Raw genomic sequence first — 25,673 nt, forward strand, 5'->3', positions numbered from 1 at the left:
ATGCGAGATCGTAAACAGAACAGCGCGAGTAAACGCCTTGGGGTTGGTGAAAAGCTAGCTGGACACAAAAACATGCTTGCTCTACTGGCTATTGGCCTCGCTGTGAATGCTTCAGCGTATGCCAATACTATCGGTGTTGATGAACGAGCAAGCTATGAGCAATGTATTTTGTCTTCATTGGCCAAAGCAACCAATCAACAAAGTATTGAGTGGTTAAAGCAGCAATGCGCATCCCAAGAAGCCGTTACATCAAACAAAACACCCGAAAATAAGTTCTCGGGTGAAACCAGCGAAGTCGGTTTAGACTCAATCAGCGAAAGTGCACTTGAGTCTAAAGTCCCGCGATTGAAGATGGAGTACACAACTGAAGATAACCCGTTTGTTATAACGCCTTATCGTTTGAACTACATTTTGCCAGTGACTCACATGACTAACGTGAATACACAGCCATATGGGGATGAGCGATTCGAAGGTAAAGCGGATGACCTCAGTGATGAAGAGATCAAACTGCAATTAAGTTTAAAAATTCCGGTGGTCGATGATGGTGTGTTTAATCAAGCAGACAAAATCTATTTTGGTTTTACGCTCAAATCATTTTGGCAGGCGTACTCTTCTGATATCTCGGCACCGTTTAGAGAGACCAACTATCGCCCAGAACTCTTCTATGAAACGCCTTTGAATATCGAGTCAGCTGATGGTGTTTGGTTCTCGCGTTTGGGTTTAGAGCATGAATCTAACGGACGAACGGCAGAGCTTAGTCGTAGCTGGAACCGCGCTTATGTTGGGCTAGGGTATACCGAAGATGATTTTGCGGTTTACTTCCAGCCTTGGTACAGAATCCCAGAGTCGAGCAGTAGCGATGACAACCCTGATATTCAAGATTATCTCGGTCACTACGAATTGTCTGGCGCTTACAAATGGGATGGTTTCGAGGTTTCAGCATTGGGTCGTTATAACTTTCAAACCGGGTATGGCGGAATACAGACTTCACTCAGCTTTCCTCTGTATGGTCGGTTACAAGGGTATGTCCAGTACTACAAAGGCTATGGAGAAAGCTTGATTGATTATGACTACAACAGTGAAAGGATTGGTGTCGGTATTCTGCTAACCAATGCGTTGTAGCTGTTATCGCTTTTTTATCAAAGATTTAGCGATTAACGATTTCTGTGAGAACCATAAAACACACCGCTTGAGTAAGCGGTGTGTTTGCCTTATTAATCATTGGTTGATACCCAATTTGGATTCAATCTCGGTGACGTTACTTTTGAAAAACATGGTTTGGGCGACTTTCAAAACCACAGAGTGACCAGATTCCAATATCGCTTCATAGTAGTATTCTTCCGCCATTGAAGGGTTGCCTTGAGATTCTTCTATTTTTGCCAAGATAATCATAGACATCACACTGTACTCATTTCTCGGTATCAAGTTCAGGTAGTAATCGGCTTGGTCTGGATCATCTTCAGTGAGGAAGTAGGCTGCTAACGCGTCATAGACTCGGTAGGAGTTGGCGTTGTTCTGAGCGTTTAGTAACTGTTTTTTAAATTTCTTGTTGAGCGCTTCAACCTGCTTATTCTTATGTTTCGATCTCAATATAAAAATATCAGCAAGCTCATACATGTAGCGACTCGACATAACAAAATGGTTGTCGGGTTCTAGCTCATTGGCTTGGGCTATCTTAGATAAGGTGTCGGTTCTGTCTAACGTCATGAAGGTGAGCCCGAGCGCTTCAAGGGTAAGTTTTAAGGCTTCTTCTTGTTTGGGCAACTCAGAGATTTGCTGCTTCAATATCGATTTTTGAATATCCAAATTAAATGAATCCAACAGGTCATCAAGCATTGAACGCATGGTCGTGTGGAGTGAGGCTGGGTCAATCAGGTAATCTCGACCTAGGTGTCTGAAGTTAGAAATTCGGTTGAAGTAGGTGATATCAAGGTATTCTCTGTCGCCATCAATTTCGCTCTTGAAACTGATCACATTGGCTGAATTCGGCACCAAGGTTTCATCGACTACGACACGAAAATCGCGATAGGTGGTCAAGTAGCTCATTAATTTATGGATAATCCCACGCTTAAAGGCATCCGTCTTCAAGTTGTCATCGATACTTACGTAGATATATCTAGGTTCTAAAGATAAGTAGTGAACAGATTCGTGTGCTTTATGGGCATCTACATTTTGACTGCTTGCCGTCTGGTTAGAGCGACTTTGTTCCGTTAACTGATTTGAGCCAGCGAGTGGTTGGTTTGATTCATTAGCGGCGGTATTTAAACTGCTCAAATCGAAGGCGTCCGATGTAGGGCTGGTCGGCTTTAACATCCACCAAATTAGCCCAAGCGCGATAACTAAAACGCCGCCGAGCATTAATGCACGTGAAGGTGTTTTCTGAGGTTTATTTGCTGCGATAGGCGCTTGTTTGTCGCTAGCCGTTTTATTTACGGGTGAGTGTTGAACGGCCTTAACTGTACTCGAATCGGTATGGCTTGGTTCGACATAGCTGGAATCGCTAGGTTTCGAAGCGCTAGGTTGCGGATCAACAGGCTGAATAGGCTCTTGTGAAGCAGGTTTTTCTGAGGTTGCATCGATTGAACTCTCTTCAGATTCTTCGAGTACGGTTTTGGCCTCTGAGCCTTGATCGCTTATTAGGTTCTCACCAGTAACCGATTCTGCTTTTGGTTCAACTTGTTGTTTTTTATCCTCATCCAAAACTGGCGATGTATCTGGTGCGTCTGATTGAGTTGAAGGAAAGGAACCAAAAGCATTAGGTGCATGATTCATGTCTGCAACTGACACGGTATTTGTGGTGACACTTGCAGGCACCAAGATGGTTTTGTGAACATCAACATCCAATTTATAACCGCGTTTGGGCACGGTGATGATGTGTCCCATGGAGTGTCGTTCAGCCGCTTTGAGTATTTTGCGCAGTTCAAAAATGGCTTGCGTGATCACTTGATCCGTCAAGATTGAGCCATTCCAGACTTCATTAATCAGCTCATCTCGTGAGAATACGATCTTAGGATTTTGGCAGAAAAAGTTGAGCAGCTTAGACAAGCGATTGTCGATAATCACGTCTTCTTCGTTCATGATGAGTTTGTCTTCATCAGGAATAAATAACCACACGTCGAAAGAATATTGAATGCGTTCTTTTTTCATAACCACCGAGACTAAGTCATTGTATTAAAATTACTTTAGTAGACATGTTGGGGCAATTCAATTAACCAATGTTTAAATATGATACGTGGTCGTGCTTTTGAGTAGATTAGTGAGAACCAGCAAAAAATTAAAAATAATATTGAGACTTATTCTCATTTATTGATCTCGATAAAGGAACGGTTTAAATTGTCTGGTTAGTATCACTAGAACATGAATATTATGAGGTTTTTTATGAGTACGGTCGTTGTATGGGGAGCAGGAAGTGGTCTAGGTGCTGCAATTGTTGAGCATTTTCACAAACAAGATTATCAAGTGATAGCCGTTGCGAGAAACCCAGAGAAGAACACGCGTTTAGCTGAACTTGGTGTCACCACACTTCTCTGTGATGCTACCGATAAAGAACAAGTTGAATCTGTGGTCGCTCAGTTACCTAAATCTGCACTTATCGTTTCTAGCATGGGCAGTTTCAGAGCTGACATTCCTGTTGATTACATTGGACACCGACATCTAACAGATGCGCTTGAAGCCAATGGTATCGCTCGATTTGTACTGGTAACGTCGTTGGGTTGTGGTGACTCTTGGCAGTATTTGTCGGAGCGATCTAGAAAAGGGTTTGGCGCAGCGGTTCGTGAAAAGTCGTTAGCTGAAGCTTGGTTAGCCTCGAGTTCTCTAGATTACACCATCTTACGTCCGGGTGGCTTGTTAGACGGCGAGTTAACTGGCAATGGTGAACTTTCTCAGCAGGTAGAAGTTCATGGTGTGATTTACAGACAAGAAGTAGCGCGCCTTATCGAAGCCTTGTTAACCAATGAAGCGAGCATTGGGCAGATCTATCAGTGTGTTGATCCTACGGTTAAATATGGATAACGCTATTAAGTCTGATTTTTAGTAAAGCCTTCAGCTATAAGCTTATAGATCTGTGAAGCCGTTTAGCTAAACTAAGCGGCTTTTGTTTGCTTCCTTTGTTTTCTCTAGTTCCTGCCTTTCTGATCTTTTGCTGTCTCTTTCTGCCTTTTTCTCAGATGAGAGTGCCGCTCTCTTAATCTAGATTAAGTTATACATGCCTTATTCTCTGTAGTATCCGCCTGAATCAGTGCCCATGCTTGATGGGTAACTCGCGTAACACGATTTTGAGAGGAAGACACTTGAGCACTTTGTTTACAGAAACCCACATTGGCAAGATGACACTAAAGAACCGCTTCATGAGAAGTGCAACGTGGGAAAATATGGCCACCGAAGATGGGCATATGACAGATAAACTGTACGCTATCTACGAAGAGTTGGCTCAAGGTGAAGTCGGCCTGATCGTGACGGGTTACGCGAACATCGTGGAAGAAGAGAAGCCTAATGCAGGCATGATGGGCATGTATAACGACTCGTTTATCGAAGAGTATCAAAAGCTCACTCAATTGGTTCATGACAACGACTCTAAAATTGTCATGCAATTGGCTTATGGTGGCACCAAAACCACGCATGATCTTGGCGAACGAGTGATCTACGCACCAAGTGAGGTTCTAGAAAAAGGCACTCAAACACTAGGCAAAGCGATGACTAAAGACGAGATCGACTACATTGTTGATGCCTTTGCTCAAGCGTCTTTGAGAGCACAAAAATCAGGCTTTGATGGAGTTGAAATTCATGCCGCTCACACTTATCTGATTAACCAGTTCTTAAGCCCTTATTACAACCAACGTGAAGATGAGTACGGCGGTAGCTTAGAAAACCGCATGAGATTTTTGTTAGAGATCTATACAGCGACGCGCAAGCTGGTGGGCGACGACTTCCCAATTTTAGTTAAGCTCACGGCATCTGAATTTTTTGAAGGTGGCGTGACCTTCGACGAAACACGTATTGTGTGTAAGAAGCTTGAACAAGTGGGCGTGGATGGCATTGTCGTGTCAGGCAATATTCATGGCAAAGCAGACACTATGATTGGCGAGTCGCACGATGGTTTTACCATTCAAGCTGAAGGTTACTTCCATGAGTATGGTCACGCGATCAGCCAAGACGTTAATATCCCAGTGATCACGGTTGGTGGTCTAACGGATTTCGATGCCATTGAAGCCATCGCAAATAACACGGGCATTGAGTACTTCGCGCTTTCAAGACCGCTGCTTTCTGAACCCCATTTAGTTAAGCGATGGAAGGAAGGGGATAGAAGCCCTGTTGAATGCGAACGATGCTCTAAGTGTCGCACTAAGCGCGGCAACTTCTGCGTGGTGAATAAAGACAGAAAAGTACAGCTTGCTCGCATGTAGTCGCTGAACCCAGCTTCAAGCGAGAGCCGAAATTTATAGCCGAGTCTAAGTTTGAGCCTGTGTAATCGCGCAGGCTCTTGTTCATTCCGTATTCCACGAAACGAAATTTGAAACCTTATTAATCACATCTTCCTGTCAAATTGGCGCGACTAAACAGTTACACTACGCCTGTAAATTATCCAACCAAGTTATCGATAAAAACTGAGCAAACTTTGAAACTACTTCCTCTTCTTAAGCAACCTCGAATCCACTGACGCCTCTTTAGTTTTAGCGACATTGCTATGATTTAAGCGTGATACTCACTATTAGTCCCAGTGAACGCTGTGTTTATAGGGCGTTAGTTTGTGCACCTTGGATTTGCATCGTCGAACATTTTGATAGTTAACGAATAAAACTAAATAGATCATTCAGAGGTAAAAATGCAAAAGAAGCATTGGTCCAAATTCGAGTTGCTGCATGAAGTCGTAACCAACCCCAATATTCACGTAAAAGGTCAACACAGTTATTACAGCGATTGCTGGGACAACGGTTTTGAACAATCGGTAGTGCGTTATTTACACGGCGACGAAGTCAGCCGCCAGTGGGAGCCTCGATGGGAAATCGACGAACTCTATATCGGTGATTATGTCTGTATTGGCGCAGAGGTCGTGATTTTGATGGGTGGCAACCATACCCACAGAGTTGATTGGTTTTCACTGTATCCATTTATGGATGTCATCGACGACGCCTACATTGGCAAAGGCGATACTCACATTGAAGATGGGGTGTGGTTAGGCATGAGAGCGATGGTGATGCCCGGTGTGACGATTGGCGAAGGCGCTGTAGTTGCAGCGAATAGTGTGGTGACTAAAGACGTCGCTCCATACAGCATTGTCGGTGGCTCTCCAGCTAAAGTCGTCAAATACCGCTTTGATGAGTCTGTTATTGACGAGCTCATTTCATTCAAAATATACGAGTGGCCCTCAGATAAATTTGAAGCGCTGAAACCGTATTTATGTAACTCAGACTTTTCAAAGTTAAAGCAGGCGATAACGGATTACGACAATTGTTTGTAAGGAGCGTTTTTAAGGTACGGGTTTAGCCACAGATTTGTGTAAAAAGATCTGTGTCATATTTATATTGAAAAACACGTTAAATCAGTCCGTTACCTTGCAATACTGAACATGGTGTACCAATCTTATTTCATAAGCATGGATAAGGATTGTGTATGCCCGCAAGTTCAATGAAAAACAAAGGGGTGGTGGGGAAAGTCCTACTGCCTTCTTTACTCATAAATCTTCTCTCTCTCGCCGTTCCGTTAACGGTTTTACAAATTTACGATCGTATTTTACCTAACCAAAGTTACGGTACTGCCACTTTGTTGTTGGCGGGTGCAGCGTTGGCTGTTGCCATGGAAGCATTGATCCGGTTTGTGCGTACTTGGCTTTTGTCAGCCGCGGCCAGCAATACCGAGAAAGCGACCTATCAAACCTTGGTTGAAAGAGTAACAACGGCTTCATCAGGACATCTTCGCCACATTGGTGTTGGCGGCGTGGAAGAGGGGCTGGGCTCAGTATCAAAAGTCAAAGATTGGTATTCCGGTGGTGTGATTGCAGGCTTTATTGATTTGCCTTTTGCCTTGATCTTCTTGGGCTTGGTGGCTTACATCGGCGGTGAGCTGGTGGCGATACCTTTGGCAGTTTGGCTGATTACTCTTGGAATCGTTTGGTTATCTTCTATTCGTGTTAAAAGCTTAAGTGAAGAGGCTTCCCAAGATGAGCAGGAGCGAAAAGCGTTTTTGATTTTGCTAAGCCAAACCATTCAGGGAATCAAACGCCAGGCCGTTGAGTCTCGAATCTTTAATCAGTTTAAATCCCTCAATAATGTTCGCTCTCAGTCTAAAGCGAGAGAAGAAGAACAGAACGCCTTCGCCCAAGAATGTATTCAGCTTGCTGCACTAGCTACGTCAGTTTTACTGGTGATCACGGGCAGCTTATGGGTGTTGGATGGTCAGTTAACTACTGGTGGCTTGGCGGCATGTTCTATCTTATCTGGCAGAGCGGTTGCGCCTTTGAGTGCTCTGGTTGGGGTTAGAATCAAGCTTAATTCAATACACAGTGCCAATCAGGCAATAGAAAAATTGAGTGACTTATCATTATCGGAATCTTCAGATTCTGAGCAAGTTGAGAACCACTTATCTGACTTTGAGACGTTGGAAATCAAGCAAGCGACCGTTGAAAGATACGGTGAACTCTTTCATGCAGATGTCACACTGAATAAAGGTGAGTTGATATTGTTAGAGAGTGAGGATCGCCACACTAACAGTCATTTATTGTCGTCGATTGCAGGTATTGATGATCTAAAAGCAGGTGAGTGCTTCATTAACGGAGCTGCAGTTTCAATCGCATCCGTAACCAATATTGCGGCCTACTGTGGCGTTAAAGGGCAGTTGGTGTCGGGTACTATTCTCGACAACTTGTGCGGGTTTGACCCTGAGAAAACGCAAAGCGCCAGTGACTATGCAAAGCGTTTGGGTTTAACCAAAGAGATTACTCGATTACCCGATGGACTAGAGACACAAATTGGCCATACGAGTGCTTCTTTGTTGAGTATGGGTAACGTGAAAATGCTCAATATCGCGGCTCAATTGGCAAGTGATAAACCCATAATCATGCTGGAAAGGCCGGATTCTTCACTTGATTTAGACGCCCTTGGGAATCTAGCTAAGGTGTTGGAAGAAGAAGTAACGGCAGGACGCACGATACTGATGGTGAGCTACCATTCGAAGCTTCGCGAATTTGCTAATCGAATCATTACAGTGGAAAGTCGAGCTATTACGGTCGACAGCGAGAGCAATCAGGAGGCTGTCGTATGAATCGTTTAGATATTGGTAACCCTTCAGGTACGAACAACCGTGCAGATACCAGCGGTCGACAAGAGGTGATGAATCATTTAGAAACCGAGAGCCTTTCCGTTCTTAAGCAGCTGGAAGTTAATGCTAATATCCAGTTGTTCGCACATCAATGGGTCGATGAAAATGGCATTGAATCAATCGACGATATGTTTGCCTTGTTCGACAGGCTTGCACTGCCTTATCGCTTGGTTGCCAACCTAGATGAAGTTGGTGAACATAAATTGGTCTTACTGGTACTTGGTGAACATGAGCTGGTCTCTGGTCATTTAGAATCCAAGCAATTTGTTGCCTTTAATGCCAATGACGACATCACCGATATCCCTCAGTTTTGTATTGTTATCGAAGGGCCACCATTAGAGAAGGCCTCTCCTGATTGGGTTGGCGAAAGGTTACATGCGTTTCGTCCCATCATTCCTAAATTGTTATTGGTCAGCTTTATCACTAACTTATTTGCGCTTGCTGTTCCCTTCATCACTATGTCGATTTATGACCATGTGATTGGTGGTGATGCAGGGCATGAGTTGCAAGGTATCGCCATTGGCGCGGCGTTGTTGTTTGTGATGATGGGTTGGTTGAGAACATTACGTAGCCGAGTGTTTGCTTCAGTTTCCAACCGAGTAAGTCGTGAGATTTCTCAATCCCTCGTGCAGCGTCTGCTTCGTAATAGCTATGCTCAAAATCAGCAAACAGCTTCTTCTAGTCAGCAAAACCAAGTGATGTTGTCAGAGCGTATTTCAGGTGTGCTATCGGGGCCATTAGGAAATGCGTTATTTGACTTACCATTCATTCTTATTTTTGTACTTGCGATAGGTGTTTTAGGTGGATGGTTGGTACTGGTTCCAGTCGTCTCTTTAATCCTTTATTACTTGCTAGCAAAACGTTCAATACGCTCTAGCAGCAAGCGCTCGATGCAATCGACAGTGGCAGGTACGAATCGTCAAAACATGACTAATGAGCTGTCATCCAAGCTTGCCTTTATTCGCAGTGCTGGATTCTCAGAGCACTGGATTCAACGCTTCAAAAAGGCCAATCTTCTTGCTTCAACAGTGACCTTTAATCAATCGGTTCTCCAGAGTCGGTACACCTCGATTTACTATTTTATTGGTGTGGGATCGACACTCGCCGTGATGGGGTTAGGTATAGGACTTATTTTTGAACAAGTGATGACCCCTGGTGGTTTGATTGCTTCAATGATGTTGATATCTAAGGTGACGGGTCCTGCTCAGGTGTTGGCAAACAGTGCGATGCGTTTTAATAGCTTTAATCAATCCAAGCTGCAAGTGAACCGTATTTTGTCTCAGCCGTCTGAGCGTGAATTCAGTTACCAGCATCACCCGTTACCCGTGGTAGCGCCTAACTTGAAATTAGACCAAGTGACGCTGCGCTATCCCAAACAGAGTCGCCCGGCCTTGAATGGTGTGAGTTTTGATATTGAAGCCGGTGAAATTGTCGCGATTACCGGCCCTTCTGGGAGCGGTAAATCAACATTAATTGAAGTGCTGTCTGGCTTGCAGCCTATCCAAAACGGTATGGTCGAGCTTGAAGGCGTTAACCTCGTTCAATACGATCCGCAGCTTTATCGCCACTGGTGTTTCATTCGAGCCGCATATCCTGATTTGCTTACGCTGAGTATTCGAGAGTGGCTAAACGACGGTCACAAAGTCGAAGATCAGAAAATGATCTCTGCAATTGAAATGGTCGGCGGAAAGCGTTGGTTCGAGACATTATCAGGTGGGCTCGATACTTCCATCAGCAGTATTCAGCCGGACAGCCTTTTTGACATGTTGTCTGGCAGCGTCGCGCAGATCCTCATTGACGCGAAAGCGCTGGTTTATGACTACCCAATGTTCTTAATGGATAATCCTGTGCCTGATGCTCACCCAAATGCTAAACGTATATTTGGTGAGTTTGTGCAATCGAAAAAAGGAAAAGCAACGGTGATTTACACGTCCCACGATCCGGATTTAATCAAGCTTGCCGATAAAGTGGTGGTATTAAATGAAGGTGCAGTGGTTTATGCAGGCCCATTAGAGCCGGAACAGTCTTCGAAACAGGGACAGCCTTCAGAGCCTCAAGCTTCTCAAGAACCGCAGTTATCTGAGCAACCGTTATCTCAAGAGCTACAGCCGTCAACTCAAGAGGCTTCTGCTCAACAAAATGCAGCCCAACAAGAACAATCAGAGTCTAAGCAAGGAGTCGCTAATGACTAAACAATCTATCGAGAAGGGCAAGCGCTACGGTGAACTTGTTGAATCACAAAATACGGCTCGTACATTGGCGCTGGCCACATGGTCGGTTGCCTTATGTGTTATTGCTTTTGCCACTTGGTCTGTAGTCACTCAAGTTGATGAAATAGCCAAAGCCAAAGGTGCTGTGATTCCGGAAGGCGAGAAGCAAGTATTACAAAGCGCGATTGGCGGGAAGTTAAAGCAAATTCTCGTTAAAGAAGGGCAGTTGGTTGAGAAAGGCCAGCCGCTTGTTGAGTTTGATGCCACTTTCCAGCGTACCGCCCTTGAAGAGCTAAAGTCCCAACAAGTGACGCTTCTAGCCAGTGTGGAACGTATGAATGCGCTGCTTGAGCAACGTGAGCCTAACCTTGCTGAGTTTGAGGTCGATTACCCAGAGATCGTCAGCCAACAAAAAGCGCAGCTGAACGCGCAAAAAGCCCTCTACTTCCAAAAGCGTGTGGTGCTTGAGAAAGAGAGCGAGCAAATTGCGGAGCAACTTCGTAGCGTGGAAAAAGCCTTACCGAGTTACGAAAAAGAGTTGAATGCGACTAAGCAAGAGTTAAACATATTAGAAAAGGGCTATAAATCAGGCAATATTTCACGTTTACGCGTGCTTGAAATGCGCCAAAAGCTGGCCAGTATCGAACAGAAAATCGAAGAAGCTCGTGGTAAGAAAGCGGTGCTAATCAAACAAGCAGACAGTACTGAACAAAAAATTGAACAGCTTCTTGCTGAGGCAAAGGCGAAAGTGAGTGCTGATCGTTCCAAAGCCGTGTCAGATTTATCTGCATTGAATGCCAGAGTTCGTTCAAGCCAAGCGAAATTGACCAACACCATGTTAGTGTCGCCGCTACAAGGTTTGGTGCAAAGCCTGCCAAGCACGCAAAACGGTGGTGTTATTCAGCCGGGTGGGACAGTGGTTGAAATTGTTCCTGTTGGTGGGAAAGCCGACTTTAAAGCTCGTTTGTCGCCAAGAGATATTGGTTTTGTGAGTGTAGGGCAGCCGACTCGTATCAAAATTGATGCGTTTGATTACAGCCGCTTTGGGGCGCTAAAAGGGGAGGTTGAGAGTATTTCACCGACCACGAGTCAAAGCGAGCGTGGCGAGATCTATTATGAAGTCATCGTCTCGGTGGATGTTCCTTATTTCCGTGATAATCCTGAAAGTTTCTCTATTTTACCAGGTATGACGGGCGAGGTAGATATTACTACTGGTGAGAAATCTGTATTCCAGTACCTGTGGAAGCCAATTTACACCAATGTCAGTGTCGCATTTGGTGAAAGGTAGTCGTTATAAAGAGTCGCTGAGAGTAAACGAATAACAACAGAAGATAATAAAAAGGGAGCACATTATGTGCTCCCTTCTGTTTGGTCTCGTTATCGGTTAACTATTAGGATCAATGTCCGGCAGCCCGTCTACGTCGTTGTGATGATGGTGCTCATCATCTTGGTTATGGTTGATGTTCGCATCATGGTGTTCCAGCGCGTCTGACATATCCAAGTGCGCTTGGTCATGTGTTGCTACATCTGGTTGGTCGACTTGTGCAAGTATGATATCCATATCCGCAGGTTGATCGTGAACCGTTGTCGATGTTGCATCGGGTTTAATGCCCAATGCATCCAGATAAGCGGCTGCACCATGGTGGCTGGTTTTCTGATCGGGTTCTTGATGGGTCTGCAGGGTTAAATCTAGATTACTATCATCGCTTAGTGTGACCGTAAAGTCGGCTTGCGAAGCCATGTCTGGCTCGTCATGTTGTACAGGAGGCGGTGGTGGGGGAGCTGGGTGTGATGTATGGACCAAAGGTGTGATTGTCATATCAACCACTTCAGTTCCAACTGTCAGCTTTCCACTATGTCCAGGCCCATGACTGAGTATCTGGATATTCACATGGGCGACAACTTCATCTTGATTTGTCCCTTGCAATGCTACTTCAAATTTATCTTCATGTTGACCTATACCAGAAGCGCTGCCATGAGGGCCCGTGTGAACTTGGGCTTGCTCTTGATAATGTAAATGACCAGTCTGAGGGTCAATGGTTAATGTACCGTATTGGCCATGATGGCTAGTGACGTACTGTCCGTTAGGTAAATGGATTCGCCAACCGCTTTGTGCTGTTGGTACCGGAGTTAATGAAGGTAATAGTGGTGGAACCCCAAGCGTGCCAGATACTTGGTGGCTTCCGGATGGTGGTCTGACAATGATAGGTTCAGGAATAGCGCTTGCAGCGAAACCTTGGCTACCTGCGGTATTACCGTGTTCGTCAGTCATTGTTGCTTGTACATTAGAACCGGGATGAACTTCAATTTGTATTCCATGCTGAAGAGTATGAGCATCTATTACATGATCCTGACCGTTAACGACAAGATGCTCACCGATTTTTGCATCACCGGGAGGCGTAACGGTTGCTGTGATCGTGTTTGCCTGTCCTCGGGCGATTTCAGCTTTACTGTATAAGTTGTCTCCCCCTGCGTTTTCAAAAGTAATCGTAGGAACGCTAACCTGTGTATCGACTTGGTAAGTAACATCTGCAGTGGCATGAGCGCTATTACCTGCGGTATCTGTTACCGCTACTGATGCCTCTATTTTTTGGTCAGCATCAGCGATGAGTTCACTGCCAGGTATGGTAATTGAATAGTGTCCTTTTGTATCTACCGTGCCTGTATGTTGTGTCCCATTTACATTTAAAGTCACAATGTCGCCTGCATTATAATCGCCAGAAACGGATCCGGTGATGTCAATGGCGCTGTTGGATTCTTGAGCATTAATCACATTGTCGGCGGTAATCGGGTCTGTTTGAATACCGACGTGTACTTGCGTATCAATATGGACAGAAAGAAGCGAAGACGTAGCTGGTAGCACTGACGAAGGAGCCAGTGCTTTGGCTGATAGATTATGATCGCCGTCCGATAAGCTACTTACCGCAACACTATATTGCCCAGATGCATCAGACAGCGCGTGTCCAACGGGTGTTGAACCATCGTAAACGGTCACTTGCGAATACGGAATATCAGTGTGTCCGGTAATCGTTGGGGTAGTGTCGTTGGTAAGGTTGTCAGTGTTCGATGAACCTGAATCGCTTGTTGATGCAAGATCCAGAGTGACGGTGTTCGTTGGTGCGACAGTGTTGACCATCAGCAAGGTTGGTAGTGTCGTTGTAACTGTAGGTTGTTGAGGCACTGTGGTTGATGTGGTCAAGCCACCTGTTGGGGACATGGTGACATGTCCTGAGGCATCAAAGGTGATGAATTTCGAATCCTCAGTATGGCCGTCGCTGACTTTTACTTCGAACACATCAACACCATGATAGGTGTTGGTGGCAGAGTTATAACTCATCCCTGTGATAGACGTATTTGGTGTGTAGACGTAGTCACCAGTGTTTGGATCTACCGACAATGAACCGAATTGACCCGCAGAGCTGACGACAGAGAACGTATGAGTGTCATTAACGTCTACATCTGTCTCTGTTAATGTGCCTGTCGTTGATGATGTTTGGTTAACGCCGAGAATCGGTGCGTCATTGGTTCCGGTAATGGTAACCACGATATCATGGTGCGTGCCATCTGCAGATTGAACCGTGATGGTTTCAGTGTCTGTCTGACCTTCGCCAAGCTGTTGAACTATAGGATGGTTGTTATCAAGGTCGTAAGTCCAGTGACCATTTACATCGATATGAACGTGCCCATAGCCTTTGCTTCCGGCTATTCCAGCTCCACCCTGTACCGCGGTAAACCCTGCTGTTCCATCAGGATCACTCGCCGTCAACGTACCTGAAGCTTGAAGTGTTATGTCTTCTTTGGCCACTCCTGTGGAGTCTCCACTGAATGTTGCAGGGTCAGCGACACTCGCTATATTAATGAGTATTGACCCTTCTTTTGAATCAAGATGACCATCGTTTGCGGTAAATTGCACCCCTCCTAATCCGCTGACACCAGAACTAAAGTAGTTGTGAGTTGGGGTGAAGATGAGTGATGAAACGTCGGAGGCGCTGACGTCATCACCAACATTCACTGTGGTGCCATTCAGCGATAACACGCCATGGGCGACATTGGTAATCGTGATGTGGTTTAACGCATCTCCATCAATATCAGAATATTTAAAGTCTGCGGTGGTGAACGCATGAGGCTTATCTTCTAAAGAACTAATAAAACTCGATCCAACGATAGGTGCATCATTGACTGCACTAACATCCACTACCATCGTTGCGCTTGCCGAATTTTTATGGCCATCATTCGCAGTAAATGTAAATTGCGCATAGTTGGCGCCGTTTTCATTAGTGATCGGCGTAAAGGTTAAATGGCCTGCGTCTAAGTCAGCCTTGCTGATTTGCTGGTTGGCGGTTACGGCGTTACCGTTTAGAAGTAATAATCCATGGCTCGGTATGCTGCTAATAGTCACGAACTGTAACGTGTCGCCATCTTGATCACTGTAACCAAATTCACTGGTTGTAAAGGTTCTGGTGATGTCTTCATTTGTAGAAACGGTTTGCCCTGTCACCGTTGGCGCATGTTGTAGAGGAGGGGTGACTTCAATAGAGAGAGAATTTTGAGAAGAATCTCCTATTGGGTTACCACCATCATCGCCGACACGATAAACCATACTTGGCACTTTACCTGTAAAGCCAGCTTCCGGGGTGAAGGTATAATGACCATTCGCTTCGATCGCGAGTGTACCGATACCGGCCATAGTATGTGGTTGCCCCGGCCTTACCGCGACATAACCTGACACGGGATCTTTTATTTGAATATCTTGCAACACCAGGTGTGCGTTGGAATCGGTGTCTGTTGCTGCACCACTCAATCCTTGATCCGTCCCAGAGCCAGTAAGTAGATTCCCTTCAACTGGACCACTATGTTGAACACCAGAATCACTAAGGCTGTGAAGAACAGGATCATCGGTGGTCCCATTAATCGTGACGGTTATTGAATGCTTGGTACCGTCTTTTGATGTGACTTCAATGCTATCTGTGAGTGTTTGTCCATTGTCTAAGTCTTGAATAGGCACACTATTGTTGTCTGCTTTATAAACCCATCTCCCACTGCTAGTGATGTCGAAATGACCATAGGTTCCATCAAGAGATATTTTCTGTTGCCCCTTAAGATCTAATGCAGCTTCGCCATGACCATCAGCGTCAGAAACAATCAGGTGCCCATGACAAAAAAGGGCATCTGGAATGGTTGCTGACCCGGTGGTATGCAAGTTGTGGTGAATGTTTGTATCTTCTCTTATGCTGCCGGAGTCACCGGTAAATGTGGCGGCATCATTAACTGCTGCAAGGGTTGTGATTGCCCCTGTATGAGTCGTTCCGCCATGCGCATCTGTCACATCATAGCTAAAATGAATCTGACCGTTATAGTCTTTGGTTGGGGTAAAAGTGTATGTTCCGTCTTGATTATCTAGAATAGAACCATGATCAGCGTGAAGATTCGCAACGGTGAGTTTGCCTAGGTCGTTGCCATCCACGTCTATAGTGTTTGCTAAGAGTTCGGTGGCCGTGATGGTTTGCGCGAGGTCTTCTTTACCGCTGTTGAGCTGCACTTCTGAAGAGCAGTATGGACGGTCGTTGTCGCCATGAATGGTGATAACAATATCATGAGTAGTACCGTCTTTACTTTGTATCGTTATCGTATCAGTGAGTGTCTCATTTGCACCAAGTTGATCAATCGTCGATCCTACCTTTGTTGTTAATCCACCATTTACATCAGCAGTGCCGGTCGCAACACCATAAAACCATTTACCATCTGTATTAAGAATCAAATGGCCATATTTTCCATGATAGGTATAACCAATACCTTTAGAATCAAAACTATTCTCGCCGGTATCTGGATCGATGATTGTTAGTTGCCCCTCAACATGAATCATACTATTAGTTAAATGCGCCATACCTGACTGGGCAAAGTCTGGCGACATATCAGGGTTTCTGTTTTCATAAACATCGCCAGTATCCACACCTGATATAACGGCTTTATCTCCCACCGCATCAATATGAAGTGTGTTGGTAGCCTCTGCAGAGTCGGTATGCCCATCGTTAACAGTATATTTAAACTGAACATCGCCATTAAAATCTTGCGCAGGAACGAACTGAAGCTTACTGATGTCAGCTGTAGGGATCTGTTGTCCTGCTGTAACATCGTGTCCATCAAGTAAAAACTTACCTTGTGTTGCTGGCGGAAGATCTGTGATTGCTATGAAATGTAGCGTATCGCCGGAGTCGATATCATTGAATCCAAATTGGCTGGCTTGCATTTGGTAGTGCGTGTCTTCACTGCCATGTGCAAGTGTTGTCGCAATGATGGTCGGCTGATCATTGGTGCCTGTCACCGTTATTGTTATATCGTGGGCAGTGTGGTCTGCAGAATAAACACGATATACAACCTTTTCTACTTCACCTTCAGCTAATGATTGCAAGCGACTGTTTGAAACCTCATACCCCCAACTTCCAGCTGGAGTTATTCTTAGATCTCCACCAAAGGGGTCATGTATCGCTTTCTCACCAAATTGGTTAAACCGGAAATGATCTTCGCCTGTGTCAGGATCAGTTACAGACAAAGAGCCTGATATTGCAATCTTTTGAGCTGAGCTGTGCCCGACATTATGATCTTCAATAATCGTTCCTGCATCATTGCCAGAAATCACAGCAGAATCACGGGTGGGAGTGAGAGTTATTGAGGCTGATGTAGCGACACTTCCACCATGTGTATCCTGCACATCATAGGTAAAGGAGACTTTGCCGTTGTAATCTTGTGTAGGATGAAAGCTGAAGGTTCCGTCATGGTTATCGGTGATATTGCCATGGTCGGCGGTGAGATTGGCCACAGAGAGTTGCCCTGCATCATTATGATCAATATCTGTCGCATTGGCTAACAAATCAGACGCGTGTAGTACAACATCCGTATCTTCAGTTCCAGCCGTAAGTGTAACTGCGGAGCTAACAACTGGAGCATCATTGTCACCTTGGATAGTGACTTGAATTTGATGAGGCGTACCATCAGCAGAACGTACAGTAACAGTATCAATTAACGTTTCACTACTACCGAGAGATTGAATCTTTGCGAGGCTATTATCAATTTCATAGCGATATGAACCATTGGATTGAAGAATGAGTTTTCCACCTTCCTGTGTTGTATATCCGGTATCCCATGTGCCTGTTTGTTGGTTTTGATGAAGATTCCCATCAAAATGATCTTCTCCAGCATCGGCGTCAGTAATGGTCAATTGGCCGTTGTATATAATCGTATTACCTGAGTTTAGAGTAAGGTTATGATCTTCTTGAACAGTAAAGGTGTCTTGCCCGCCAATTGTTGCACTGTCATTCGTTCCGTGTACAACTAGCGTAAGAGTCTTCGTATCCGTACCACCATTATGATCATCCACTTTTACCTGAACATGTATAACTTGGTCATTGTTTGCTCCCAAGTTTTGATAACTTGCATGGGAGGGGTCAAAAGTGTAACTACCATCATTGTTAAAGGTTAAGCCATCTACAGCTTTGTCAATAGTGAAGGTATGCGTGTCTTTTGTATCCACATCCGTGGCATGCATCTGGCCAGATAAAAGGGTCCCCCCTTCTGTTATTGATTGCGTCTGAGCGGTGAGTACTGGTTTATCATTAGTACCTTCAACGGTAAACTCCACTTTGTGTTGAGTTCCATCAACGCTGTGAATGGTATACTCCTCTTTGAGTGTTTCTCCCTCTGAGAGATGTTGTACTAAATAATTACTTATATGATAGTAATAGTTACCATTACTATTCACCTGAAGATCTCCACCATGAGACCCTTGATAAATACCACCATAAAGGACATCTGGAAACTGTGACTGTGCGGGACCATCAGGGTCAACAACATGGAACACACCAGAAGCTCCAAGGAGATGCCCACTGGAGATATCCACATTGATATCCTCTTTAACCCCAGAACCGGAGCCTGTAATAACCGCCGCATCACTGGTTGGTGCTAACGTCATACTCGCTGAAGTCGCTGTACTGCCAGCATGTGCATCTTTTACATCATAGCTAAAAGAGACTTTCCCATTGTAATCTAGGGCAGGATGAAAGGTAAAAGTACCGTCATGATTATCGGTGATTTTGCCATGGTCGGCGGTGAGGTTGGCCACTGAGAGTTGCCCTGCATCATTGTGGTCGATGTCTGTAGCGTTGGCGAGTAAATCAGAAGCGTGTAGAACGACATCTGTATCTTCAGTTCCTGCAGGAAGAGTTGTTACCGAAGAAACCTTAGGGTCATCATTTGTACCGTGGATTGTGATCTGAATTTCATGACTTGTTCCATCGACACTGTGGATTGTCACCTTATCGACAAGAGTCTCTGTTGACCCAAGATTTTGAATTTCTGGTTTACGATTATCAATTGTATAAGTATAAGTACCATCTTGTTGTAAAAGTACCCACCCACCCATTTTTGTATCATAGCCAATTCCGTGATAGGTGTGGCCTCTTTGAATATCAAACTGAGCTTCACCTTGGTCGGGGTCAACAATATCTAATTTTCCATCAAAATGAAGATTATATTGTGTATCAATATAACCACGATCTTCTGTCACATTCCCTTGATCAATTCCAGTAATAGTCGCAGCATCGCCAGTTGCTTGTAAGTGTAAATTCGCGCCTGTTGCAGTGATACCACCATGCGCATCTGTCACGTCATAAGTGAAGTGCACTTGGCCGTTGTAGTCTTTGGTTGGTGTGAAAGTGAAGGTACCGTCTTGATTATCTAGAATAGATCCATGATCGGCATGAAGATTCGTAATCGTCAGTTTGCCTAGGTCATTGGTATCTACATCTATGGTGTTTGCCAATAGCTCAGTTGCAGTGAGGGTTTGGGCAAGATCTTCTTTTCCGCTGTTGAGCTGCACTTCTGAAGAACAGTATGGGCGGTCGTTATCGCCATGAATGGTGACAACGATATCGTGTGTGGTGCCATCTGCAGATCTAACGGTGACAGTATCGGTTAGTGATTCACCTTTACCCAGATGATCAATAGCTCTGCCGGTTGCATCTTGGCCGATGGAAGCATAGTAGGTCCAGTCCCCGTTAGTTTGAAGTATGACACGACCATGAGTGCCGTAATAAGTGCCTGTTTGGGCATAGCTTTCACCGGCATCAGCATCCACTACCGATAGGTGGCCATCGGTATGGATTTCATCGTTCCACAATTTCCCTATGTTTCCGTGCTGATGATCAGGTGAACGGTCATCAACATAACCGCCAGTCATACTGCCGTCTGGCGCGGTAAAAGTGTGTCCTTCATGGACATCGCCTGTCGATGTCCCCATTATCACCGCAGTATCATTGGTGCCATTCACTGTGATCGTTACTTGATGTGACGTCCCATCAGCAGAATGAACGGTAATAGTATCGGTGGCGGTTGCTCCTTTTCCTAACGCTTGAACTGTAGGATTTGTGTTATCGAGGTCGTAAGTCCAAGCACCAGAATCGGTCAGATGTAGAGTCCCTAAGCTGCCTGCAACATCTGTGTTTGAGAAGTGTGCTTCGCCAGTATCTACATCAGTGACAGTCAACGTACCGGATGTTTGCAATTGAGATTCTTCGGTTACCACGCCGGTACTTGTTCCGCTTATCACAGCTTTGTCATTGGTTCCGTTAATCGTGACCTTGATGGTCGAGGATGTGCCATCAACAGACGATACAGTGAAGGTTTCTTCGACTTTATCGCCGATGTTCAATTGATTAAATGCGCTGTTGGCAGTGAATACCCAGTGGCCACTGGCATCAACAGTTAGGTCACCGTTGGTGCCTGAAATAGAATCCGGCGTAAACGTGTTGTCTGGGTTATCCACATCGGTACTAGTCAATGTTCCTGATGTCGTTACCGCTTTATCAGTCTCATCCACACTGACTGTTGCGGTACTGACTGTCGCTGCATCGTTGGTGCCATTAATCGTCACTTTGATGGTCGAGGGTGTGCCATCGACCGACGATACCGTGAAGATTTCTTCTACTTTATCGCCGACGTTTAATTGGTTAAACGCACTGTTGGCGGTGAATACCCAGTGACCATTAGCGTCAATAGTCAGATTACCGTTGGTGCCTCCAATGGAATCCGGTGTAAATGCATTATCTGGATTATCAACATCGGTACTGGTCAACGTTCCTGAAGTCGTGACTGCTATGTCGGTTTCATCGATGGCAACGGTCGCACTGCTGACAATAGCTTTGTCATTAGTGCCATTTACTGTGATAGTCACTTGGTGCGGTGTACCGTCAGCAGAATGAATAGTAATGGTGTCGGTAGCGGTTGCTCCTTTGCCCAACGCTTGAACGTTAGGATTTGAATTATCAAGATCGTACGTCCAAGAACCAGTATCGGTCAGATGAAGCGTACCAAACGAGCCTACGATATCGGTGTTGGAGAAGTGTGCTTCGCCAGTATCTACGTCAGTGACAGTCAACGTACCGGATGTTTGCAATTGAGATTCTTCGGTGACAGATCCTGAGTTTGTTCCACCAATAATTGCTTTGTCGTTAGTGCCATTCACCGTGATCGTAACTTGATGCGGCGTGCCGTCAGCAGAATGGACAGCAATAGTATCAGTGGCTGTTTTATTCACGCCTAACGCTTGAACTGTAGGGTTAGTATTATCAAGGTCGTAAGTCCAAGCACCTGAGTCGGTCAGATGTAGAGTCCCCAAGTTGCCTACTATATCTGTGTTGGAGAAATGTGCCTCGCCAGTATCGATATCAGTGACAGTCAACGTACCGGATGTTTGCAATTGAGATTCTTCGGTGACAGCTCCTGAGCTTGTTCCACCAATAATTGCTTTGTCGTTAGTGCCGTTTATCGTAATCGTTACTTGATGGGTGGTGCCATCTGCAGAGTGAACGGTAATAGTATCGGTAGCTGTTTTATTCGCGCCTAACGCTTGAACGATAGGATTGGTGTTATCAAGATCGTACGTCCAAGCACCAGAATCGGTCAGATGTAGAGTACCTAAGTTGCCTACGATATCTGTGTTGGAGAAATGTGCTTCGCCAGTATCTACGTCAGTGACAGTCAACGTACCAGAGGTCTGAAGCTGAGATTCTTCAGTCACCGCACCTGAGTTTGTCCCACCGATTACCGCAGCATCATTGGTGCCATTTACTGTGATAGTCACTTGATGCGGCGTGCCATCAGCAGAATGAATGATGATGGTGTCGGTAGCGGTTACTCCTTTGCCCAATGCTTGAACGTTAGGACCTGTATTATCAAGATCGTACGTCCAAGCACCTGAATCGGTCAGATGTAGAGTACCTAAGTTGCCTACGATATCGGTGTTGGAGAAGTGTGCTTCGCCAGTATCTACGTCAGTGACAGTCAACGTACCAGAGGTTTGAAGCTGAGATTCTTCGGTGACAGATCCTGAGCTTGTTCCACCAATAATTGCTTTGTCGTTAGTGCCATTTATCGTAACCGTAACTTGATGCGCTGTGCCGTCGGCTGAGTGAACAGTGACGATGTCTGTCGCAGTTGAGCCTTGGCCAAGCCCTTGAACTACAGGGTTATTGTTATCTAAATCGTATGTCCATGCACCGTCTTTGGTGATGCTTAGCGTACCGAAACTACTAGTCACTTGTGAGGCTTGAAAGTGGTCTTCTCCAAGATCAGAGTCCGTTACTGAAAGCTGTCCTTGAACTTGTGTCGTTAAATCTTCAGTTACTGTGCCAGCATCCACGCCTGTGATAACAGCATTGTCATCGTTGCCACCTATCGTCATATCGATCGTTTGCGGTGTGCCATCTTTGGTGTGAATAGTGAAACTTTCGTGCAGTGAAGTGGCTGCGGTTAACGCTTGAACGTTAGAAAGAGAGTTATCAACTTGATACTGCCAGTGTCCATCAGCATCGATAGTTAATGAACCATACTTCCCAGAGATAACTTCCGGCTTCACCGAACTTTCATTTTGATCAGGGTCTATGACATCAATTTTACCGTTGGCATGTAACAAGCCTTGTGAATCAATATTATGATCTTCTGTTACAACACCAGTTAAGTCTCCAGAAATACTTGGCGTGTCTTGCTTACCTGTGACCGGAACTTGAACAATGATGCTCGAGCCATTAGATAGATGTAACGCAAAATGGTCAGTACCTGGTTGGTGCTGATTTAACAGTATGTATTGAGGAGAATTTGGATTCAATACGAATGTGTATTGACCATTTGCATCAACATGAAGCTCTCCGTACGTACCTTTTATGACTTCTGGCATAAAGGTGACGGGTAAAGCGGGCGTCGTAGGCGCATTCGAATGAGTCGGCTGACCGTTACTCCCTGAGGAGATAGTAGGCATCGATACCGAAGGAATGTAATGGACTTGCGGGTGAGAAAGCGTCGATAAATGATGAGAAGGAACCAAGTGAGAGCTCGAACCATGGGGAGTGTGGCTTGCACTTAAGGTTGAGTTTACGTCGTTGTCACTCGTCTGAGCTTCTTGGAGAGCAACCGCTGATGAGTCCGCCTTACTATGGTCATCGGTGACATCTTTTTCGGTCACGTTATTTGCGGTTACTTGATCTGCAGCGTCACTGGAATTGTCTATGCTCTCTGCAGCAGCGTGTTTAGCCAATGATGGCAAAATCATCATGAGTGACTGAAAAAGTGGGATATTCACTTTTAGATGTGAATGCAGTCTGCGCTTCTTTTTTTGTGTTGGTTTCTTTTGTTCTAGCTCGTTACTTTTCTTATTTTTGATTTCTGTATTTTTCTTGTTTGCTTCGACGTTTTTTTTGTTAGCCATTTTTCTCATCCGTGAATCGTGGTTGCACTATTTTAAGTAAAATACACAGATAGAGGTTTCGCTAGCTAATTGGATAATTTTTAAAGAAAAAACTGTAAAGTCGAAGAATTATCTCGTTTTGATGTAACGAGACGAAAGTGGGGAGGGCACTTAAGGAAAGATACAGTGAGAGGCAGGAACCAAACGTCCATGTTTGGTTTCAGTGTTTTAACTGAGTGGGACTAAATTACCAAGTACAACTAACTAAAAGCGTACAGCTAACTTAAAGCGCAAGATTATCTTAAAGCGTACGACCCACTTCAAAGCCATCCCAGATTGCGGCCATGATCGTTCTCGCTTTTTGGCTGTCACCGATATTGAATACTTCATCAACGTCCAGTTGATTCGCCAGCTCTTCATGCAAGTGATCTTCAGCCTTGTAGCCAAGCGCTAGCACAACGTGGTCGGAAAGCATTTCGACACTGCTGTTTTCAATGTTTAGACATACACCAGTATCAGTGATTCGCTCTAATCGTGTTGAAGTAAGAACGTTCACTTGTTCTTTCGCTAGAAGCTCTTTCAACATCTGGTAGTTAGCAAAACAGGTACCGTGAGGGCCGCCAATGATATCGTCTGATGCCTCAACTAAAGTGACCGCTTTACCTTGTTGAGCCATCCATAGAGCGGCTTCTGCGCCAACTAAACCCGCACCAATCACACAGACTTTGTCGCCTGTAATTAGTTCAGGGTTCATCAACATATTTTCGGCAACCAAAACGTGCGGCTTATCTTTTCCTTCCAACCAGTTAGGTTGAGTTGGGCGAGAGCCTGTAGCGAAAATAACACTGTCTGGCTTTTCGCTTTCAATTGATGCTTTGTCTGCCGCTGTGTTGAGTTTTACGTCTACCTTGTGTCGAGTCATTTCACCGCTGAACCACGCAATCAAGGCTTTATCATCATGCTTGAATGGAGGTTGGCTACCCGGGATAACATTGCCACCCAGTTGGCTTCCTTTTTCGAAAAGTACAACGTCATGTCCGCGCTCAGAAGCAATTCTAGCGGCTTCCATTCCCGCGACACCACCACCGACAACGACGACCTTTTTGGTTTTGTGCGTTGGTAGTAATCTGAACTCTTCTTCTCGTCCACAGCTTGGGTTAACCGCGCAAGATAGGTTACCCACTTCAGCCATACGACCTAGACAACCAAGGTGACAAGATAAGCAAGGACGAACTTCTTCAAAACGACCTCGTCGGATCTTATTCACCGTGTCTGGATCGGCGAGCAGAGGTCTACCCAGTGACACACCATCACAAATGCCATTTTGAACAGCATGCGAAGCGAGGTCTGGGTTTTCCATACGGCCAGCCATTAATACGGGAATATCGACCACTTCTGAAACGGCTTTGCAGTATGGTTTGTACATACCCGGTTGGAAGTAGTTTGGCGGGTGATTCCAGTACCATGAGTCATAGGTGCCGGCATCAACGTTCAAGGCATCGAACCCTGCGCTTTGCAGGTACTCAGCCGCTTTAAGGCCTTCTTCCATATCGCGACCCACTTCTTCAGCGCGCTCGCCCGGAAGGATACCTTGGCCGAAACCTTTCATGTTGCCTTTAACGGAGTAGCGCAGTGATACTGGGAAGTCTTTGCCACAAACGGCTTTGATACCTTCAACAATCTCTACAGCAAAGCGGTAACGATTTTCGAAGCTGCCACCGTATTGGTCTGTACGTTGGTTGAAAAACTCCATCGTGAATTGATCAAGTAAGTAGCCTTCATGAACCGCGTGTATTTCTACACCGTCAAAGCCTGCTTTTTGGGCAATAGCAGCCGACTCAACAAACTTAGAGATGAAGTATTTTACTTCTTCAGTGGTCAGTTCACGGTGTGTGATTGAAGGGTCGAAGCGGTTCGGCGCTTCAGAAGGCGCAATGGATTTGTCTTCAGGAGTGAAGCCCGGAATGCAAGAGCGTCCCCAACCAGCGGTAAGCTGTGCGAATATTTTAGTACCGTAGGTATGAACTCGCTCAGTCATCTCTTTGGCGCTGCGGATATAAGCGGTTGGATGGTTGGTTGGGCATGGAAGGGAAGGCATAGGGAACTGTTCAAGTTCATTTTCTACCATTTGCACACCGGTAATGATCAGGCCAACACCACCACGTGCACGAGCAACGTAATACTCAACGCCACGGCTGTTATACGCACCATCGCCATCGACACAACCTAAGGTACCCATCGGGGCCATAGAGTAGCGATTCTTTAGCTTTAAAGAGCCGATCTTCATCGGTTCAAAAAGCACGTTATGCTCTTGTTTTAACATAATCTAATCTCCAATAATTGAATGCATTGGGTGTTAACCAAAGCAAGTACTGGTGATATTAAAGCAAGGGACGAACGTGCTAACTTTGCAT

The 25,673-nt window shown here is 45.2% G+C and carries 10 protein-coding genes; 7 read left to right on the forward strand and 3 right to left on the reverse strand.

Annotated features, from left to right (window positions below):
• Complete coding sequence (locus tag MSG38_RS00475; protein WP_248400718.1) at window positions 1-1,122, forward strand: phospholipase A; 1,122 nt, start codon at window positions 1-3, stop codon at window positions 1,120-1,122.
• A gap of 96 nt (window positions 1,123-1,218) precedes the next feature.
• On the opposite strand, the gene MSG38_RS00480 is transcribed toward MSG38_RS00475, so the two are convergent.
• Window positions 1,219-3,147: a winged helix-turn-helix domain-containing protein gene (locus MSG38_RS00480; protein ID WP_248400719.1), complete on the reverse strand. Its 1,929-nt coding sequence runs from the start codon at window positions 3,145-3,147 to the stop codon at window positions 1,219-1,221.
• A gap of 231 nt (window positions 3,148-3,378) precedes the next feature.
• Here MSG38_RS00480 and MSG38_RS00485 point away from each other — a divergent pair, with 231 nt between their 5' ends.
• The 6 genes from MSG38_RS00485 (at window position 3,379) to MSG38_RS00510 (ending at window position 11,814) form a co-directional block, all read left to right on the forward strand.
• Window positions 3,379-4,014 carry an SDR family oxidoreductase gene (locus MSG38_RS00485; RefSeq protein WP_248400720.1) on the forward strand — a complete coding sequence of 212 codons (636 nt, stop codon included), beginning with the start codon at window positions 3,379-3,381 and terminating at the stop codon, window positions 4,012-4,014.
• Window positions 4,015-4,292: 278 nt separating this feature from the next.
• Window positions 4,293-5,405, forward strand: a complete 1,113-nt coding sequence (locus MSG38_RS00490) for an NADH:flavin oxidoreductase (RefSeq protein WP_282450244.1) — start codon at window positions 4,293-4,295, stop codon at window positions 5,403-5,405.
• Window positions 5,406-5,824: 419 nt separating this feature from the next.
• Window positions 5,825-6,460 carry a CatB-related O-acetyltransferase gene (locus MSG38_RS00495; RefSeq protein WP_102499846.1) on the forward strand — a complete coding sequence of 212 codons (636 nt, stop codon included), beginning with the start codon at window positions 5,825-5,827 and terminating at the stop codon, window positions 6,458-6,460.
• Window positions 6,461-6,612: 152 nt separating this feature from the next.
• A complete protein-coding gene (locus MSG38_RS00500; RefSeq protein ID WP_248400721.1) occupies window positions 6,613-8,259 on the forward strand; it encodes an ABC transporter ATP-binding protein in 1,647 nt (548 codons plus the stop codon).
• Window positions 8,256-10,508, forward strand: coding sequence for an ABC transporter transmembrane domain-containing protein (locus tag MSG38_RS00505; protein WP_050650796.1), 2,253 nt, complete (start codon window positions 8,256-8,258; stop codon window positions 10,506-10,508). The genes MSG38_RS00500 and MSG38_RS00505 overlap by 4 nt, the downstream gene beginning before the upstream one ends.
• Window positions 10,501-11,814 carry an HlyD family type I secretion periplasmic adaptor subunit gene (locus MSG38_RS00510; RefSeq protein ID WP_248367632.1) on the forward strand — a complete coding sequence of 438 codons (1,314 nt, stop codon included), beginning with the start codon at window positions 10,501-10,503 and terminating at the stop codon, window positions 11,812-11,814. Before MSG38_RS00505 ends, MSG38_RS00510 begins: the two co-directional genes overlap by 8 nt.
• Before the next feature lie 96 nt (window positions 11,815-11,910).
• Here the strand turns inward: MSG38_RS00510 and MSG38_RS00515 are convergent, their stop codons facing one another.
• Window positions 11,911-23,280, reverse strand: a complete 11,370-nt coding sequence (locus tag MSG38_RS00515; protein WP_248400722.1) for a VCBS domain-containing protein — start codon at window positions 23,278-23,280, stop codon at window positions 11,911-11,913.
• A 280-nt stretch (window positions 23,281-23,560) separates the two neighbouring features.
• A complete protein-coding gene (locus MSG38_RS00520; protein WP_248400723.1) occupies window positions 23,561-25,582 on the reverse strand; it encodes an FAD-dependent oxidoreductase in 2,022 nt (673 codons plus the stop codon).
• Window positions 25,583-25,673 lie beyond the last annotated feature (91 nt).

This window comes from Vibrio sp. 1CM24A (assembly GCF_023161725.1).
In the GTDB taxonomy this organism is placed as follows: Bacteria; Pseudomonadota; Gammaproteobacteria; order Enterobacterales; family Vibrionaceae; genus Vibrio; species Vibrio coralliirubri.

Bases quoted from the DNA above. Each gene is read 5' to 3' on its own strand.
- MSG38_RS00475 (WP_248400718.1), top strand. From the start codon at position 1: ATGCGAGATCGTAAACAGAACAGCGCGAGTAAACGCCTTGGGGTTGGT.
- MSG38_RS00480 (WP_248400719.1), bottom strand. From the start codon at position 3,147: ATGAAAAAAGAACGCATTCAATATTCTTTCGACGTGTGGTTATTTATT.
- MSG38_RS00485 (WP_248400720.1), top strand. From the start codon at position 3,379: ATGAGTACGGTCGTTGTATGGGGAGCAGGAAGTGGTCTAGGTGCTGCA.
- MSG38_RS00495 (WP_102499846.1), top strand. From the start codon at position 5,825: ATGCAAAAGAAGCATTGGTCCAAATTCGAGTTGCTGCATGAAGTCGTA.
- MSG38_RS00500 (WP_248400721.1), top strand. From the start codon at position 6,613: ATGCCCGCAAGTTCAATGAAAAACAAAGGGGTGGTGGGGAAAGTCCTA.
- MSG38_RS00505 (WP_050650796.1), top strand. From the start codon at position 8,256: ATGAATCGTTTAGATATTGGTAACCCTTCAGGTACGAACAACCGTGCA.
- MSG38_RS00510 (WP_248367632.1), top strand. From the start codon at position 10,501: ATGACTAAACAATCTATCGAGAAGGGCAAGCGCTACGGTGAACTTGTT.
- MSG38_RS00515 (WP_248400722.1), bottom strand. From the start codon at position 23,280: ATGGCTAACAAAAAAAACGTCGAAGCAAACAAGAAAAATACAGAAATC.
- MSG38_RS00520 (WP_248400723.1), bottom strand. From the start codon at position 25,582: ATGTTAAAACAAGAGCATAACGTGCTTTTTGAACCGATGAAGATCGGC.